This window comes from Pseudomonas sp. GW821-FHT02B10 (assembly GCF_059421865.1).
The window spans coordinates 298,936-313,138 of record NZ_JBWKVU010000005.1; the positions used below are offsets into that span (position 1 = coordinate 298,936).

Genomic DNA, 14,203 nt, shown 5'->3' on the forward strand with positions numbered 1-14,203 from the left:
GCTCACACCTGGATCCGGATGATCTTGCGTATCCAGAAGATTCCCACCAGCATTGCCACAAACGCGCCAAGCACCATCTTCTGTCCCAGCGGCTCATTGATGAGCAGAGGCAGATAGGTCGGGCTCGAAAGCACAATCCCCGCCGCCAGTACAAAAGGCATCGCCACCAGGATCCAGCCCGACATGCGCCCTTCGGCCGAGAGCGTCTTGACCTTGCGCTGAAAGCGGAAGCGGCCGCGAATCAGGCTGCTCAAACGATCCAGTACCTCGGTCAGGTTGCCGCCCGTCTCGCGATGGATCAGCACAGTGGTCACCAGCATCATCACGGTCATGCTCGGCATGCGTTCCAGCAGGCCAAGCATGGCCCGACGCACATCGTTGCCGTAGTTGATGTCGGCAAAGGTCAGGCCGAATTCGTGGGCAACCGGCCCCTTGTGCTCGTCGGCCACCAACTGCAGGGTTTCGTTGAACGGATGTCCGGCACGCAGCGCCCGGCATATGGCATCCAGCGCATCCGGCAACTGCTCCTCGAACAGGGCAAAGCGTTTGTTGCGGTCCCGGGAGATTTTCAACACCGGCAGCCAGAAGGCCATAGCAGCAGCCGGGAGCGCCGCCCACCACAGCTGCGTGAACAGCCACGTCCCCATGCCAGCCACCATCATCAGGACCAGGCTGAGCATCAGCACCCGATAGGCGCGGTACTCATGCCCGGCCTGCTCGATCATTTGCGCCAGGGCCTCCATCGCTGGCAATTGCTCCAGACGCGCCTCCAGCGGGGACAGGCGACGCAGGTATTTCTGGCGCAGTACCGACTGCATGTTCTCCAGGTTACTGGCCCGTTCCAGCAGGTCGAGGCGACTGCGGATACGCTTGCGCACCTTGCCGGCCTCGCCGAACACCGGCACCGCCACGCTCTGGCTGAGCAGGAATATGGCGGTGAACACCATGCCGAGAAACGCCAGGATGAACTCGCTGGGGATCTGATGCATGACTAGCCCTCCATCCAGTCTGGCCGGAACAGGCTGAGCGGCAGCTCGATGCCCCGTTTGGCCAGCACATCACGAAACGCCGGAACCATGCCGGTGGGGCGGAATTCGCCCACAACCTCGCCTTTCTCGCCCAGACCACTGCGCACGAAAGAGAAGATCTCGGTCATGGTGATGATTTCCCCTTCCATGCCGTTGATTTCCTGCACGCTGACCAGCCGCCGCGTGCCGTCCTCCTGCCGCTCCAACTGGATGACCACACCGATGGCCGAAGCGATCTGCTGACGCAAGGCCTTGATCGGAAAGGTCGCCCCCGTCATCGACACCATGTTCTCGATCCGTCCCAGGGCATCGCGGGCGGTGTTGGCGTGGATGGTGGTCAGCGAGCCGTCGTGGCCGGTATTCATCGCCGTCAACATGTCCAGCGCCTCGGCGCCACGCACCTCACCGATGACGATGCGGTCCGGGCGCATACGCAGGCTGTTGCGCACCAGCTCCCGCTGGCCCACCTCGCCACGGCCCTCGATGTTCGACGGACGGGTTTCCAGGCGTACCACATGGGGCTGCTGCAGTTGCAGCTCGGCCGAGTCTTCGATGGTCACGATCCGCTCGTTGTGCGGAATGAAACTGGACAACACGTTGAGCATGGTGGTCTTGCCGCTGCCGGTCCCCCCGGAGATCAGGACATTCAGCCGGCCGCGGACGATGGCCTTGAGCATCAGGGCGATACCCGGGGTCAGGGTGCCCATCTGCACCAGGCTCTCGGTGTTGAGCAAGTCCACGGCGAAGCGGCGGATCGACATGCTCGGCCCGTCGATGGCCAGCGGTGGAATGATGGCGTTGACCCGCGAACCGTCCTTCAAGCGAGCGTCCACCAGCGGCGAGGACTCATCGATACGCCGCCCCAGGCTGGAAACGATGCGATCGATGATATTCAGCAGGTGCTGGTCGTCGCGAAAACGCACATCCGTTCTTTGCAGCTTGCCGAAGCGCTCGACGTACACCGAGGCATGACCGTTGACCAGGATGTCGGACACACTCGCATCGTTCAGCAGCGGCTCCAAAGGTCCGAGGCCGAGCACCTCGTCGGCGATCTGCTTGAGGATCAACTGACGGCTGCTGGAATTGACCGGCGCCGAATGCTCATCGAGCAGGCGCTGGCAGATGTCGCGGATCTGCCGCCCGGCCTCGGCCGGCTCCAGGGAATCGAGGAGCGACAGGTCCATGACCTTGAGCAATTGCTGGTAGATCTTTTCCCGCCACTCGGCCTCCATCGAGCCGAGTTTGGTCCTGGTTTCATAGAGCAGGTCCGGCACACTGGCCTCCCAGGCCATGAGCACACTGGCGCACTCTTTGCCATCGAGGGACGCGTCCTGGGTTTCTGCCGGTGCCTGTTTACCGGGTTGCTGACGCAGGCGATTACGAAAGTCGCTGAGCATGGCCTAGCCTCCGAACAGACGATTGAAGGTACGTTTGAACAAACTCTTCTCGGCGACCTCGATTCCGATCAGGTTCTGGGTCACCTCACGCAGGGCCAGGGTCACCCCGGAACGTGGCGCATGCAGCTCGAGCGGCACACCGGTGTTCTGACTCTCGCTGACCACCGCATAGTCATTGGGCACGGCTTGCAGGGTCGTACAGCGCAGGGCATCGGCAACATCCTTGAGGCTCACCGGCGAGGCCTTGTTGTAGCGGTTGACCACCACCTGTATCCGGTTGCTCTGCACATTCAGGTCGTCGCGCAGGATGCGGGTCAGGCGGGTGCCATCCTTCAGGTGGCTCAGGCTCTGCTGCAGCACGACGTAGATGCGATCGGCCTGCTCGAGCGTGACGCCGGTGAGGTGATCGATCTGTCGTGGCAAATCCACCACGACCCAGTCGTAGGTCCCACGGGCCAGGCGCAACAGTTTCTCCAGCTGGTCCAGGTGCACATCCTGCGTCAGGCACAGCTCCCCGGTACGCCCGCCCAGCACATGCAGGGTCGGGCTGAAGTGGTTGCAATAGCCACGCAAGGCGATGCTGTCCAGGGACTCGACCTGCTTCAGCACATCCACATGGCTGTGGGTAGGCACCACATCCAGGCAATGCGCCACGCTGCCGAACTGCAGGTCCAGGTCCAGCAGCAGGGTCCTGCCACCGCGGGTGGAAAGCTGATGCGCCAGGTTGCAAGCCAGCATCGAGGCTCCCGAACCGCCTTTGGCGTTCATCACCGCAATCAGCTTGCCACCGGTCCCCTGCTCCGCATTGGCCTCCATGAGCATACGGCCGATGGCCGCCTGCAGCTCTTCTGCCGCTACCGGCTCGGGAAGAAAGTCCCGGGCACCGGCCTGCATCGCCAGGCGCATGCCCTCGCGCTCATCCAGCGGGCCGCAGACCAACAGCGGTGGGCGTTCCTTGAGCGGGTGCTGCAACAAGGCCGCCAGCTCCTCGCGCCACAGATGGCTGACGCGCAACAGCAGGAAGTCGGGCATCTGCTCCAGCCCATACAGCGGATCGGTATGACCGTTGCTCACCAGGCGAGTGGTTACCTGCAGGTTCGGCAGCCCTTGGCTCAACGCTTTCAGATGATTCAAGGTGGTCGCGTCGCGCCCACTGATCAGCAGGCGCTTGCCTTGCTTTTCAGTAGCAGCGACAACGGGCGCTTCTCGGGTACTCAACATGGTGTGATCTCCGGTGTGACTGCTGCCTGGGGCTGCCGACCGAGGCTTTCACGTGGCACGGTCGACCTGAATACCGGTAAGACAAACACCCCGTTGAACCCAGGAATCAGCAGATTGAAACTGAAATTGGATACCTGTAGCTGGACATAACGAATGGCGACAAAGCCGCCGGTACCGCTCAGATCGTTGGGGCTGGTGACGACCGCGCCGTTGGCGTCCAGATAAACCAGGTTCAGGTTGGCGGCCGTCAGGTTATTGAGCAGGCTGCTCGGGCCGCCGTCGGTGGAAGCGTTGAACATCGCCCGACGCAGGATCACCGGATCTTGGATATCGCACACTGCCGCCAGACGCGCACCGCGGCGCACGGTTTCATTCAGGGCATTGACCGTGAAGTACAGCCGGCCCATTTCCAGCACACCGAACAGCACGGTGAACAGCACCAGGCTGGTGATCGCGAACTCGACGGTGTACAGCCCACGCATACCTTTGACGTTCATCACAAGGCCCTCATGACAACAGTGGAAGTCAAGGCCAGGCCCAGCGGCACGTTGCTGCCATACAAGACGGGCAAGGCACTGCCGATCACCGGCACATAGGTGTAGGTAATGCTGACCTGGATATGCTCGGCACCCACCGCGCTGACCGTGACATTCGCCGGCGTCAGCCCCGACACCACCGCTGGGTAGCCATTGGGGTTGGCGGGCACGCCATAGACAGCGACGTTCTTGGCCTGGGTCTGCAGCGTGCCGCTCAGGTCGAGCTTGCCGAGGGTGGCGTTCCACGCCTTGTCAGCGACATAACGCCCGGCGTCGCGACTGGCCTGCATCAGGCTGTTGTACTGGAACAACATGCGGCCGAACTCGGCGAAGGTCAGCATCAGCAACAGCAGCAGCGGCAGCGTCAATACCAGCTCCACCATCGCCAAGCCGCTCTGGTTGCGCGGCGACCTGAATCCTCTGCGTCCCATAAAGCCTCCTAAGAGTCGGTACTTGGCGTCTGGCTGTTGTCGATATAGGTCTTGTACAGCTGGATGATCTGCGGCCCGGTGGTATTGGCCGGGTTGGGACCCGGCACGTTGTCGCCTTCGCAGACACTCTCGAACTGACCGAATATCTGCGCCTCATTACCCTTTTGCGAAGCGGGCTGCAGGACGAAGTAGCAGCCGAACCCCAGCACCGGTATCGAGGACGACCCATCGTTCTTGCCCGAGCAATCACCGATCACGATCTTGATGATCCGCCGCTCGAACGCCCCGCTGCTCTGGCAGCCACCACCGCTACCGGCAACGCAGTTGGCGGAGTCCTGCACCCAGTTGTTGTAGTCGTACAAGGCGCTGCCACCCGCGGACAAATTGCCGCTGCTCGAGGTAACCGCCTGATTGTTGTACTGAATCTGCTTGAGCGTATCGTCGTAAGTGAATGACTTGGAGTTGGTTGTGATCACCAGGTCCGGTGGATAGTCCGCCGCGCTGAGACCGCCGGAATACTCATTGAAGCGTGTATTGAGGCCCTGCGAGGCAGGCCCCACGGTATTCCCCGGCTTGGTCTGGACATTCGAACCGACGCTGTTGCACTGCTTGATACCGCCTGCCAACCCCTGCCTGACCGTGCTGCCGCCCGAACCGAAATCGAGCAATTGGAAGTTGCCGGGGCCAATCGGCGAGCTGTTGCCTGCGGCAGTTTTCAGCACCTGCGGGTCGCCGAACTGGAACCCCCAGAACATCCCGGTGGACGGGTTGTTTTTCGTCGGGTCGCCGCACACCATCAGCGGCGTGAGGTCGCAAGGGCTGGCGGGGCTGGGCCCGGCGGTAGCGACCGCGCTCACGAACTTGTTACCGACCCCATTGCCCAGGGTCTGAAAGACGCCCCAGAAGAATCCGGCCAGGGAATAGTTGGTGACCGTCACCCGCACATAGCTCGCATTGGCCGGCCCCGGGAAAGAGAAAGGCCCATAGACAGTGGACGCCAACTCTACCGTGGCAAAGCCGCCGACATTGTTGGCGATGGCGGTGGCCAGCTCCTGATTGCCGCTGGCGTTGGCATTCAGGGTCAGGGTATTGAGCGCAGCGCTCTGCGCCAGGCTCGCGGCTCCCGTGGTACCCATTACCGTACTGAGGGTCTTGGCACCGCTCAGCGCCGCGGCATCCACTGCATTTTGCAGGCGGGACTTGTTCACCAGCATATGGCCGCCATCCAACGCCAGGGCCCCCATTAGCAGCATCGCGGCCAGGGCAATCACCACCAGGACGAGCATTGCGCCGCGCTGCTGCCGTGGGAAAGCACTCAATGGCTGTTGGATACGCGCGCTCATCATCAAGCCCTCATCGTTGGTTTATGTCGTACCCGATCATTTACAGCTGGGACTTCACAACGTTGACCTCGATCCCGCGGATCACCGTGATCCCGCTGTCGCCGCTGTCGCCGCTGGCACGACGCCGGACAATCGGCCGAACCACTGGCGGGGCAGGCACTTCCTGGATCATGGCGACCGGCTCGACCATCGCCGGTTGCTTCTGGTTGTCCAGCGGATTGCGCAGGGCCAGTTGCAGCTTGCCGGCCGCCATCCCCTTGACCAGTTCCTCGGCCTGCTGGGGGGTCATTTCCAGGGTCACGGCGCGCACGACCACCGGTTGGGTCTTGTCGGTACTGGCCGTCTGGTCCACCGCCAGCACCCGCAGGTCTTCCAGGATGGTCTTGGATTCGGCATCGCCGGTATTGCCGGTCTGCCGGGTAGCCAGCACATCGACCCGGTTACCCGGCAACAGGAAGCCCCCCACGCCGACCACGTCGTCCACCCGGACCGAGATCGCACGCTTGGTGGGCTCGATCAGCGACGCCAGGGTACTGCCGCCCAGGTGTTCGGCCAGACGCGCACCGCGCAGGATGTCGCCGCGCAGCATGGAGAAGGTGGCGATCTTGCCCACGACCTTCTCGGTCGCGTCGAAAGCATCCTCGGGCACCGTTTCCTTGGGCATACGGACCAGCGCGACCTGCTGTGGCTCGACCATTTGCCCGAAAGCGATTTCCACGGTCGCCACCACCACGTTCTGCTGGTTATCGTCGGGGGTAGCGTTGAGCCGTGCATTGAGCCAGGTGTTGGCCATCCATGCCGCGCCCAGGCCCAGAACCACGGACAGGGTCACCAGAGTGAAAGTACGAGAACTCATGTCGAAATCTCCTTACTCAAAGAAAGTCGAGCTGGACGAAGTAGCTGTGCCATGCCCACTCCAGTTCCAGGGTTGACAGGGGTCCGCTGGCGCCCACATAACGCTGGCGATCGAGCGCCATGCTCAAGAGATCCCGTGGGTGACAAGGCACCAGCGGCATGTTTTCAGCGCCATAGAGTTCATCCAGGACGTAGCGCAACAGCAGCGGGTCGTATTGGATGTTCAGGCGCTCTGTCTCTTGAATCCAGATACGTTCGTACTCCTCGGGCTTGAGGTAGCCGAACTGCAACTTGTAGCCAATCCGCCGCAGGAACGCCTCGTCGGCCAGTTCCAACGGGTTCAGGTTGGTGGAAAACACCAGGATCAGGTCGAACGGCAGCTCGCAGTGCCGCCCGCCGCCGAGGTTGAGGAAGTCGCGTTTCTCCTCCATCGGTACGATCCAGCGATTGAGCAATTCCGCGGGCGCCATGCGCTGGCGCCCCATGTCGTCGATGACGAACAGGCCATTGCTGGCCTTGAGCTGCAACGGTGCCTGGTACTGGCGAGTGAAGGGGTCGTAGCGGATATCCAGCTGTTCCATGGTCAGCTCGCCGCCGGTGATGACGATCGGCCGTTCACAGCACAGGAGCCGGCGGTCGATCCCCTCATTGAGCATCAGGCTGTTCTGCGGATCGCCGACATCCAGGCGCCGGTGTACCTGGGGGTCGTAGATCTCGATCACCGCATCGTTGATCGCAATCGCATGGGGCACCCAGATGGATTCGGAAAACAGCCGGATCAAGCGACTGCTGACATAGGTCTTGCCCGTCCCCGCTGGCCCGTAAATCATGATGGCGCGCCCGGAATTCAGGGCCACGCCCAACTGATCGAGCATGTTCTGCGCCAGCACCATGGAGCCGAAAGAAGCCTGCATGTCCCGGGCGCTGATACGGCCATGGTGAATGGTCTGTACCTTGAGCAGCGAGCGGTAGGCGCTCACCGGAAATGGCGCCGCGCCGATATAACCACTGCGCGACAAGGCATCGCGGGCAGCATTGCGGCCGCGCTCGGTCAGCCCGTAGCGCAAGCCCTGGCCACCGGCTTGGCCGAGGATCTCGACCCGGTGATCCTGACGCAGGAAGGTCAGGACTTCTTCAATCACCGCCCCCGTCAGCGCCAGGCGCTCTACCAGTCGGGGCATGTCCAGTACACCCGCATCGTGCAAATGCTTGCAGACCAGGTCTCCCAGGAAATTGTCGGCCAGCCCGGTCTCGAGGATCGTGCGTGGCTGTGGAGCCAGTCGCTGCACTGCTTCCCGGTCATTGCCGGTCGGACGGCTGTTACTGATGGCGTACATAATGTTCTCCTGAGCTACTGGCCAAGGGGCAACCAGAAAAAGCTGGCCAATGTGCCGAGCAGGATCGCAACCGAATAGGGAAAGGGTTTGCCGGCCACTTCATCGTCCGCCGGCGAAAAATAGGCCCTGGCTCTCAAAATCTGCCAGTAGCGCCCCATGGTCTGTTGAACTTGACCACGTACCAACACAATCAGTACCCCGCACGCGCCGCCGGCGATCAGGCTGAAAAATGCAGCCCAGAGGGCGTGCTGCGGAGTGAGAAAAGTGCCAACCATGGCCATGAGCTTGACGTCGCCGGCTGCCATCCCTCCAAAGGTGTACAGCGGGAGAAAAACGGCGAAACCGATCAACATGCCCAGCAGTCCATAACCAAACCCGATGACGCCTGAGGAGTAGACCTGGCCGGCAATCCCCAGTCCCAGCCCCAACAGCACCAAGAGGTTGGGAATACGGTGGCGACGAAGATCGCTCACCACCGCAATCCCCAGCAGTCCCAGCATCAATGCAACAACGAATAATTGCTCTTTGCCCATGACTGCAGCCCTCGGTGGAAGTTGGCGTTAGCAGACTTGCCCCTGGACAGCGCATCCCAGGCTGGTGATGGCAGTGGCCACGTTGCCGCCCAGGGTGATAAATGCAGCAACAGCGCCCAAAGTGATCAGGCCGCCGGCCACTGCATATTCCACAATGGTCAGGCCGTCTTCGTCTTTGGCGAACTTGATGATCGAAGTCTTGATCGATTGCAGATTCATTTTCCCACCTCACTCAAGTGTTTTTATGTAAGAGCAGCACTGTCGTACTGCCTGGTTGAACATTAGTCAGGGGAGCATTGGAAGGGTTAGGAGATTTTTGCTGATCGTTAGGACTTTATTGCTGTTGTTGAAAGATGCAAAAAAGCACCAGGAACAGCACAAGGAACAGATGGTTTATCTAAGGAAGGAATAATTGAAGAGTCGCCTGAAACAGTCTCGCCGTCGATGCAAGACCGACCTGAGCACTGGCCGACAAAGACAAAAGCCCCGGCCGCATTCGCTGCACCCAAACCATAGTGCGAAACGAAGTAACCCGGGGCTTCCATATCAGGATTTGATCTTCACGCGAGCAATACAGCGACGATACTCCAGAAGCTGCAAAGAGAATTTGCAGGCCGCGACAGAGCGATGGAGCCGTGCTCGGCCAAAGGTCACTTTAACGATTTGAACTCGCTCGAGAGCAAGACGGGAGCCATCCATCATCTACTGTGCGCTGACTGCACATACCGATTGAGGCGGCTCCATCTGTCCAGGCGAGAGTAGACAGAAAAAGGTGGGAAACACACATGGACCACAGGTACGGCCTCAGCCCGAGGGAAACCGCTCATCGCAGCCAGACCCGAGAAGTCTGGCTGCGTACGAGCGACAAGCAGCTCCAGCCCAGGGCCGAGGATTCGGCACAACGGCTGTCGTCAGCACACCTGGCCCTGAACGGCGCAACCCAGGCTGGTAATGGCGGTGCTCACGTTGCCCCCCAGAGTCACGAACGCGGCAACGGCGCCCAGGGTGATCAGGCCACCGGCCACGGCATATTCCACGATGGTCAGACCCTCTTCGTCCTTGATGAATGCCAGCACCGAGGTTTTGATTGTTTGCAGGTTCATCTTGTTCACCTCATATAAGAAAGTTGCTTTAAGGCGATCAGTATTTGTGCCGCCTGACTGAATCCTAGTCAGGGGCTAACACAAAGAGTTAGGAGTTTATTGTCGGTTTCTAGGACTTTTTTGCGCCCCTTGGCAAGACAGCAAAGAACACCAATGAAACTAAACCTGGCAGAGGGAGTTTTTTTCAGAAAAGGAACTGTTCTCATATAACACTAAATTGATTCAGCCGTGGCCGGTGATGCAAGAAAAGGCGATCGCAACAGCAAGGAGCTGCCTGTGACTCTTATCTCGCTGTCAGACATAGAAGGTAATCAAGAAAATTTATGAAGCGTTATCAGAACTTGATCCTTTGCCCGCAAAGCCCAGTGGCGATACTGACAGCCCAGAAAGTGACAGTGAGACACCAGGAAGGAATAAGGAAATGAAACCTGAGTCGGCCCAGAAACCCTCTCTTTTATGGTTCGACCTCACGCGCGACCGATCCTCTGAAGAACTGATCGCGCTGTTTCGCCCAACCTGCGATTGCCGGGTGTCGAAAGATGCGTCCCTGCCCGAAAAGGACACTCATCCTCTACCGGATATGATCTGCATGCACTATGACCGCCCGGACATGCGAGGGCTCAATCTGTTGCTGGAGATCAAACACAAGATTCCCTCCATTCCCATTGCCATGTTCACGGTGCAGCACTCCGAAGAACTCGCCGTCTGGGCCATGCGCTCGCGTGTCTGGGAATACATGGTGCTCCCTCTCTCGAGTGCCGAGATCCGGCGCTTCCTGCATGCGCTGAAGCAGCTCTGCGAGCTGCGCCACAGCAGCGGCCCCGGCAACAAGACGCTACAGATCGAACACGGCCCGTCCTTGCCGGACAGCATCCGACTGACCGTAGAGCACCAGAAACATCAGGCACTCAGCGATGTGCTGCTGTACATCGAGCAGAATTTTCGTGAAAGCATCGACCAGAAAGAGCTGGCCAAGCGTTGCGGCATGACCACGTTTCGCTTCAGCCGGCTGTTCAAGGAGGTCCATGGCCTGGGATTCATGGACTACATCCTGAGCAAACGCATGGATTGCGCCAAGAATCTGCTCGACAACAGCCAGATGCCCATCACCAGCATCGGCTATGAAGTCGGCTTCAAGGACCCGTCCTACTTTGCCCGCGCCTTCAAGCAATTCGCGGGCGCCAGCCCCAGCGAATACCGACAACGCCGAAGAATCCCGGAACGGGTAAAAAAAGAAGAGGCGGAACTGGAGCAAACGTTGTCTCAGGTGATCGACAGCCTGCCGCTGCGTATCGAAGGTCGCTGAACAGGCCAATGCAGTGGCGCCATTACATTTTCTGCAGGCAAAAAAAAACCCGAAAATCCTCACTTTCGTGGGCCTTTCGGATTTTAAATACTGCTAGAAAATGGTGGGTCGTGTGGGATTCGAACCTACGACCAATTGGTTAAAAGCCAACTGCTCTACCAACTGAGCTAACGACCCGCTGTGTGGTGGCGCGTATAATACTGATTTATAAAAAGAATTCAACACCCAATATGAAAAAAATCAAAAATAAGGTGTTGGGTCGCTGACACCGGCCGCGGCAAAACCTTCTGCACGCAGACGGCAGCTGTCGCATTTGCCGCAGGCACGCCCTTGATCATCGGCCTGGTAGCAAGACACGGTCAGGCCGTAATCAACCCCGAGCTTGACGCCCGCCTTGACGATATCGGCCTTGCTCAGGTTCTGCAGCGGCGCCTGGATACGGAACCCCTGCCCCTCTACCCCGGCCTTGGTCGCCAGGTTGGCCATGCGCTCGAAGGCCTCGACAAACTCCGGACGGCAATCCGGATACCCCGAATAGTCCACGGCGTTGACGCCAATAAAGATGTCCCGCGCCCCCAGTACTTCCGCCCAGCCCAGTGCCAGGGACAGGAACACGGTGTTACGTGCCGGTACGTAGGTGACAGGGATCCCTTCGCTCGGGGCCTCGGGCACATCGATGGAGCTGTCGGTCAGCGCGGAGCCGCCGATACCGTTGAGGTTGAGGCCGATCACCTTGTGCTCCACCACACCCAGGTCGCGAGCGACACGTTCAGCCGCCTGCAACTCGGCGCGATGACGCTGGCCGTAATCGAAGCTCATGGTGTAGCAGCGATACCCTTCGGCGCGGGCCATGGCCACTACGGTGGCCGAGTCCAGACCGCCGGACAGCAGGATTACTGCACGCTTTTCAGTGGCAACTTGGCTCTGTGCTTGTTCAGTCATATCAGCGCCCCGGCTCGTCATTCCAAAGGTATTTATGCAGCTGCAATTGCAGGCGCACCGGCAGGTTGTCCGCAACGATCCAGTCGGCCAGATCACGCGCATTGAGGTCGTGATGGCTCGGCGAGAACAGCACCTCGCCCGCCCGCCGCTCCAGACCATACTGGATCAGCTTGGAAACCGCCCAGTCATAGTCCTCGCGGGAACAGATGACAAACTTGACCTGGTCGTTCGGTGTCAGCAGTTCGATGTTTTCGTAACGATTGCGCTGAGCTTCCTGCGACCCCGGTGTCTTCAGGTCGAGCACTCGACTAACACGCGGATCGACCGCGGAAATATCCAGGGCTCCGCTGGTTTCCAGCGAGACTTCGTAACCGGCGTCACACAGCTGCTTGAGCAAGGGAATGGCATTAGGCTGGGCCAGAGGCTCGCCACCGGTCACACAGACGTAACGCGGGCGGAAACCGGCGACCTGCTCGAGAATGCTCTCGAGGGTGCGGATGCTGCCACCGCTGAAGGCGTAGGCACTGTCGCAGTATTGGCAACGCAGCGGACAACCGGTCAGGCGCACAAATACTGTGGGCAGGCCGGCAGTCCGAGTTTCACCCTGCAACGAGTAGAAAACTTCGGTAATTCTCAATGTGTCTTGCATAGTCGCCACGGGCGTAACAGCTAAACAGGCTGTCCGCCTCCGTCAGGCACCTCGAGGAATCCCGCAAACACGGTAATCCCAGGAAGCGTGTTTCATAAAAAGGGCATGGATTCTAACGAAAAAACCCGCGGCAAGCGCGGGTTTCTTCAAAACAGCTCAAACTCGATTACATGCGTTGCAGATCGCGCTGAGCCAGCTGGGCGGCGGAAGTACCCGGATATTGGGCCACCACCTGCTGCAGAATGCCCTTGACCTTGTCAGTGTGGCCCAGGCGGCGCTCTACGTCAGCCAGCTTGTACAGCGAGTCCGGCACCTTGGCATGCTTCGGATACAGCTGGGAGACCTTGGCAAATGCCTGGCCGGCACCTTGCAGGTCGCCTTTGGCCAGGTTCACTTCGCCCAACCAGTACTGGGCATTACCCGCGTATTGGCTGTTTGGGTATTTACGCAGGAACGCGGCGAAAGCCTGGCTGGCCTTGTCGAAATCCTTGGCCTTGATCAGGTCGAAGGCTGCTTCGTAATACAGCTTTTCCTTCGCCGGATCGCCCGGTTCACTGCTTGCCGCTGGAGCTTGCGAGGCAGCCCCTGCAGCTGCACCGGCGACACTTGCATCGCCACCGGCAGAAGAATTATCAGGAGTCGCGGCAGGTGCACCGCCCGCTCCAATGCGTCGATCAAGATCCTGGTAACGCTCCAGGCTTTCCTGCTTCATACGCGCAATATCGTTTTGCAGTACTTCAATCACACCTTGTTGCCGTGCGATTTGATCCTGCATTTGCTGCAGTTGCTGGAACAGCTCGCCCTGTGCCGAGACAGGGGTCGAAACCCCTCCCCCGGCATAGGCGCCGTTCGTGCCATAACCCGCTGGCGGATAACTGCCTCCGCTATTGTTATAGCCCGAGTTGTTATCGACCACAGGAACCGCAGCCCACACCGAAAGCGGCGCGAGGCTGAGAGCCAAGACAGTTAGAGCACGACGGCACGTTCGCATGACGAATTACTTACGCAGTTCGACGCGACGGTTTTGAGCCCAGGACTGCTCGTCGTTGCCGGTAGCAACTGGACGCTCTTCGCCGTAGGAAACCAGTTCCAGCTGAGCTGGGGAAACGCCTTGCAGCACCAGGTAGCGCTGAACGGCTTTCGCACGACGCTCGCCCAGAGCCATGTTGTACTCACGAGTACCACGTTCGTCGGTGTTGCCTTCCAGAACAACGCGAGCGCCGTTTGCTTTCAGGTCTTTGGCGTGAACGTCCAGAGCGCGCATGGCTTCTGGCTTCAGGTCCGAGCTGTCGTATTCGAAGTAGAAGGTGGTGATTGCGCGCAGAGCAGCTTCTTCGCTCAGGGAGCCGTCAACTGCACCGGTGTTAGCGCCGTAACCAGCGTTTGGATCAACAGCGCCTTCACCAGCGTTGTCGCCGCCTTTGGAGGAGCAACCTACAGCTACAGCCATGGCCAGAGCCAGCGCAGCAAACTTACCAAACTTCAGCATTTCCATCGTGAAACTCCTAATGAACCCCAGTGT

General features: G+C 59.8%; 16 protein-coding genes and 1 tRNA gene. 1 reads left to right on the forward strand and 16 read right to left on the reverse strand.

Annotation, left to right across the window (positions count from 1 at the left end; translation table 11 throughout):
- Positions 1 to 2: 2 nt before the first annotated feature.
- From AC07VU_RS14090 to AC07VU_RS14140, 11 genes are all read right to left on the reverse strand, one after another.
- Positions 3 to 989, reverse strand: a complete 987-nt coding sequence (locus AC07VU_RS14090; protein WP_007931084.1) for a type II secretion system F family protein — start codon at positions 987 to 989, stop codon at positions 3 to 5.
- A gap of 2 nt (positions 990 to 991) precedes the next feature.
- On the reverse strand, positions 992 to 2,425 hold the full coding sequence (locus tag AC07VU_RS14095) for a TadA family conjugal transfer-associated ATPase (protein WP_102678998.1): 1,434 nt from the start codon (positions 2,423 to 2,425) through the stop codon (positions 992 to 994).
- Between the two features lie 3 nt (positions 2,426 to 2,428).
- Positions 2,429 to 3,646, reverse strand: coding sequence for an AAA family ATPase (locus AC07VU_RS14100; protein WP_495030049.1), 1,218 nt, complete (start codon positions 3,644 to 3,646; stop codon positions 2,429 to 2,431).
- Entirely contained in the window at positions 3,640 to 4,143 is a 504-nt protein-coding gene (locus tag AC07VU_RS14105; RefSeq protein ID WP_053262384.1) for a TadE/TadG family type IV pilus assembly protein, read from the reverse strand. The genes AC07VU_RS14100 and AC07VU_RS14105 overlap by 7 nt, the downstream gene beginning before the upstream one ends.
- Positions 4,143 to 4,613 carry a TadE/TadG family type IV pilus assembly protein gene (locus tag AC07VU_RS14110; protein WP_277589471.1) on the reverse strand — a complete coding sequence of 157 codons (471 nt, stop codon included), beginning with the start codon at positions 4,611 to 4,613 and terminating at the stop codon, positions 4,143 to 4,145. Before AC07VU_RS14110 ends, AC07VU_RS14105 begins: the two co-directional genes overlap by 1 nt.
- Positions 4,614 to 4,621: 8 nt before the next feature.
- Positions 4,622 to 5,959 carry a TadE/TadG family type IV pilus assembly protein gene (locus AC07VU_RS14115; protein ID WP_495030050.1) on the reverse strand — a complete coding sequence of 446 codons (1,338 nt, stop codon included), beginning with the start codon at positions 5,957 to 5,959 and terminating at the stop codon, positions 4,622 to 4,624.
- A 37-nt stretch (positions 5,960 to 5,996) separates the two neighbouring features.
- Positions 5,997 to 6,812: a Flp pilus assembly protein CpaB gene (gene cpaB, locus AC07VU_RS14120; RefSeq protein ID WP_495030051.1), complete on the reverse strand. Its 816-nt coding sequence runs from the start codon at positions 6,810 to 6,812 to the stop codon at positions 5,997 to 5,999.
- A 16-nt stretch (positions 6,813 to 6,828) separates the two neighbouring features.
- On the reverse strand, positions 6,829 to 8,148 hold the full coding sequence (locus tag AC07VU_RS14125) for a DUF8689 domain-containing protein (RefSeq protein ID WP_274304451.1): 1,320 nt from the start codon (positions 8,146 to 8,148) through the stop codon (positions 6,829 to 6,831).
- A 14-nt stretch (positions 8,149 to 8,162) separates the two neighbouring features.
- A complete protein-coding gene (locus AC07VU_RS14130) occupies positions 8,163 to 8,681 on the reverse strand; it encodes an A24 family peptidase (RefSeq protein WP_495030052.1) in 519 nt (172 codons plus the stop codon).
- 27 nt (positions 8,682 to 8,708) lie between these two features.
- Complete coding sequence (locus tag AC07VU_RS14135; protein ID WP_025805893.1) at positions 8,709 to 8,900, reverse strand: Flp family type IVb pilin; 192 nt, start codon at positions 8,898 to 8,900, stop codon at positions 8,709 to 8,711.
- Positions 8,901 to 9,592: 692 nt separating this feature from the next.
- The gene (locus AC07VU_RS14140) at positions 9,593 to 9,784 is read right to left on the reverse strand and encodes a Flp family type IVb pilin (RefSeq protein ID WP_053262390.1); all 192 of its coding nucleotides are present in this window, start codon (positions 9,782 to 9,784) and stop codon (positions 9,593 to 9,595) included.
- A 421-nt stretch (positions 9,785 to 10,205) separates the two neighbouring features.
- Here AC07VU_RS14140 and AC07VU_RS14145 point away from each other — a divergent pair, with 421 nt between their 5' ends.
- Complete coding sequence (locus AC07VU_RS14145; RefSeq protein WP_495030079.1) at positions 10,206 to 11,090, forward strand: helix-turn-helix domain-containing protein; 885 nt, start codon at positions 10,206 to 10,208, stop codon at positions 11,088 to 11,090.
- 101 nt (positions 11,091 to 11,191) lie between these two features.
- On the opposite strand, the gene AC07VU_RS14150 is transcribed toward AC07VU_RS14145, so the two are convergent.
- The 5 genes from AC07VU_RS14150 to pal form a co-directional block, all read right to left on the reverse strand.
- Positions 11,192 to 11,267 (reverse strand) — tRNA-Lys (locus AC07VU_RS14150).
- A 63-nt stretch (positions 11,268 to 11,330) separates the two neighbouring features.
- Positions 11,331 to 12,032: a 7-cyano-7-deazaguanine synthase QueC gene (gene queC, locus AC07VU_RS14155; protein ID WP_009045283.1), complete on the reverse strand. Its 702-nt coding sequence runs from the start codon at positions 12,030 to 12,032 to the stop codon at positions 11,331 to 11,333.
- A 1-nt stretch (position 12,033) separates the two neighbouring features.
- On the reverse strand, positions 12,034 to 12,681 hold the full coding sequence (gene queE / locus AC07VU_RS14160) for a 7-carboxy-7-deazaguanine synthase QueE (protein WP_007931105.1): 648 nt from the start codon (positions 12,679 to 12,681) through the stop codon (positions 12,034 to 12,036).
- A gap of 166 nt (positions 12,682 to 12,847) precedes the next feature.
- Positions 12,848 to 13,672, reverse strand: coding sequence for a tol-pal system protein YbgF (ybgF, locus tag AC07VU_RS14165; protein ID WP_274304453.1), 825 nt, complete (start codon positions 13,670 to 13,672; stop codon positions 12,848 to 12,850).
- 6 nt (positions 13,673 to 13,678) lie between these two features.
- A complete protein-coding gene (gene pal, locus AC07VU_RS14170; RefSeq protein WP_003178634.1) occupies positions 13,679 to 14,176 on the reverse strand; it encodes a peptidoglycan-associated lipoprotein Pal in 498 nt (165 codons plus the stop codon).
- Between the last annotated feature and the right edge of the window lie 27 nt (positions 14,177 to 14,203).

Excerpts from the sequence above, each read along its gene's own strand:
- AC07VU_RS14090 (WP_007931084.1), bottom strand. The coding sequence starts at position 989 with ATGCATCAGATCCCCAGCGAGTTCATCCTGGCGTTTCTCGGCATGGTG.
- AC07VU_RS14145 (WP_495030079.1), top strand. The coding sequence starts at position 10,206 with ATGAAACCTGAGTCGGCCCAGAAACCCTCTCTTTTATGGTTCGACCTC.
- queC (WP_009045283.1), bottom strand. The coding sequence starts at position 12,032 with ATGACTGAACAAGCACAGAGCCAAGTTGCCACTGAAAAGCGTGCAGTA.
- ybgF (WP_274304453.1), bottom strand. The coding sequence starts at position 13,672 with ATGCGAACGTGCCGTCGTGCTCTAACTGTCTTGGCTCTCAGCCTCGCG.
- AC07VU_RS14115 (WP_495030050.1), bottom strand. The coding sequence starts at position 5,959 with ATGATGAGCGCGCGTATCCAACAGCCATTGAGTGCTTTCCCACGGCAG.
- AC07VU_RS14100 (WP_495030049.1), bottom strand. The coding sequence starts at position 3,646 with ATGTTGAGTACCCGAGAAGCGCCCGTTGTCGCTGCTACTGAAAAGCAA.
- AC07VU_RS14135 (WP_025805893.1), bottom strand. The coding sequence starts at position 8,900 with ATGAATCTGCAATCGATCAAGACTTCGATCATCAAGTTCGCCAAAGAC.
- pal (WP_003178634.1), bottom strand. The coding sequence starts at position 14,176 with ATGGAAATGCTGAAGTTTGGTAAGTTTGCTGCGCTGGCTCTGGCCATG.
- AC07VU_RS14130 (WP_495030052.1), bottom strand. The coding sequence starts at position 8,681 with ATGGGCAAAGAGCAATTATTCGTTGTTGCATTGATGCTGGGACTGCTG.
- AC07VU_RS14105 (WP_053262384.1), bottom strand. The coding sequence starts at position 4,143 with ATGAACGTCAAAGGTATGCGTGGGCTGTACACCGTCGAGTTCGCGATC.
- AC07VU_RS14140 (WP_053262390.1), bottom strand. The coding sequence starts at position 9,784 with ATGAACCTGCAAACAATCAAAACCTCGGTGCTGGCATTCATCAAGGAC.
- AC07VU_RS14095 (WP_102678998.1), bottom strand. The coding sequence starts at position 2,425 with ATGCTCAGCGACTTTCGTAATCGCCTGCGTCAGCAACCCGGTAAACAG.
- cpaB (WP_495030051.1), bottom strand. The coding sequence starts at position 6,812 with ATGAGTTCTCGTACTTTCACTCTGGTGACCCTGTCCGTGGTTCTGGGC.
- AC07VU_RS14110 (WP_277589471.1), bottom strand. The coding sequence starts at position 4,613 with ATGGGACGCAGAGGATTCAGGTCGCCGCGCAACCAGAGCGGCTTGGCG.
- queE (WP_007931105.1), bottom strand. The coding sequence starts at position 12,681 with ATGCAAGACACATTGAGAATTACCGAAGTTTTCTACTCGTTGCAGGGT.
- AC07VU_RS14125 (WP_274304451.1), bottom strand. The coding sequence starts at position 8,148 with ATGTACGCCATCAGTAACAGCCGTCCGACCGGCAATGACCGGGAAGCA.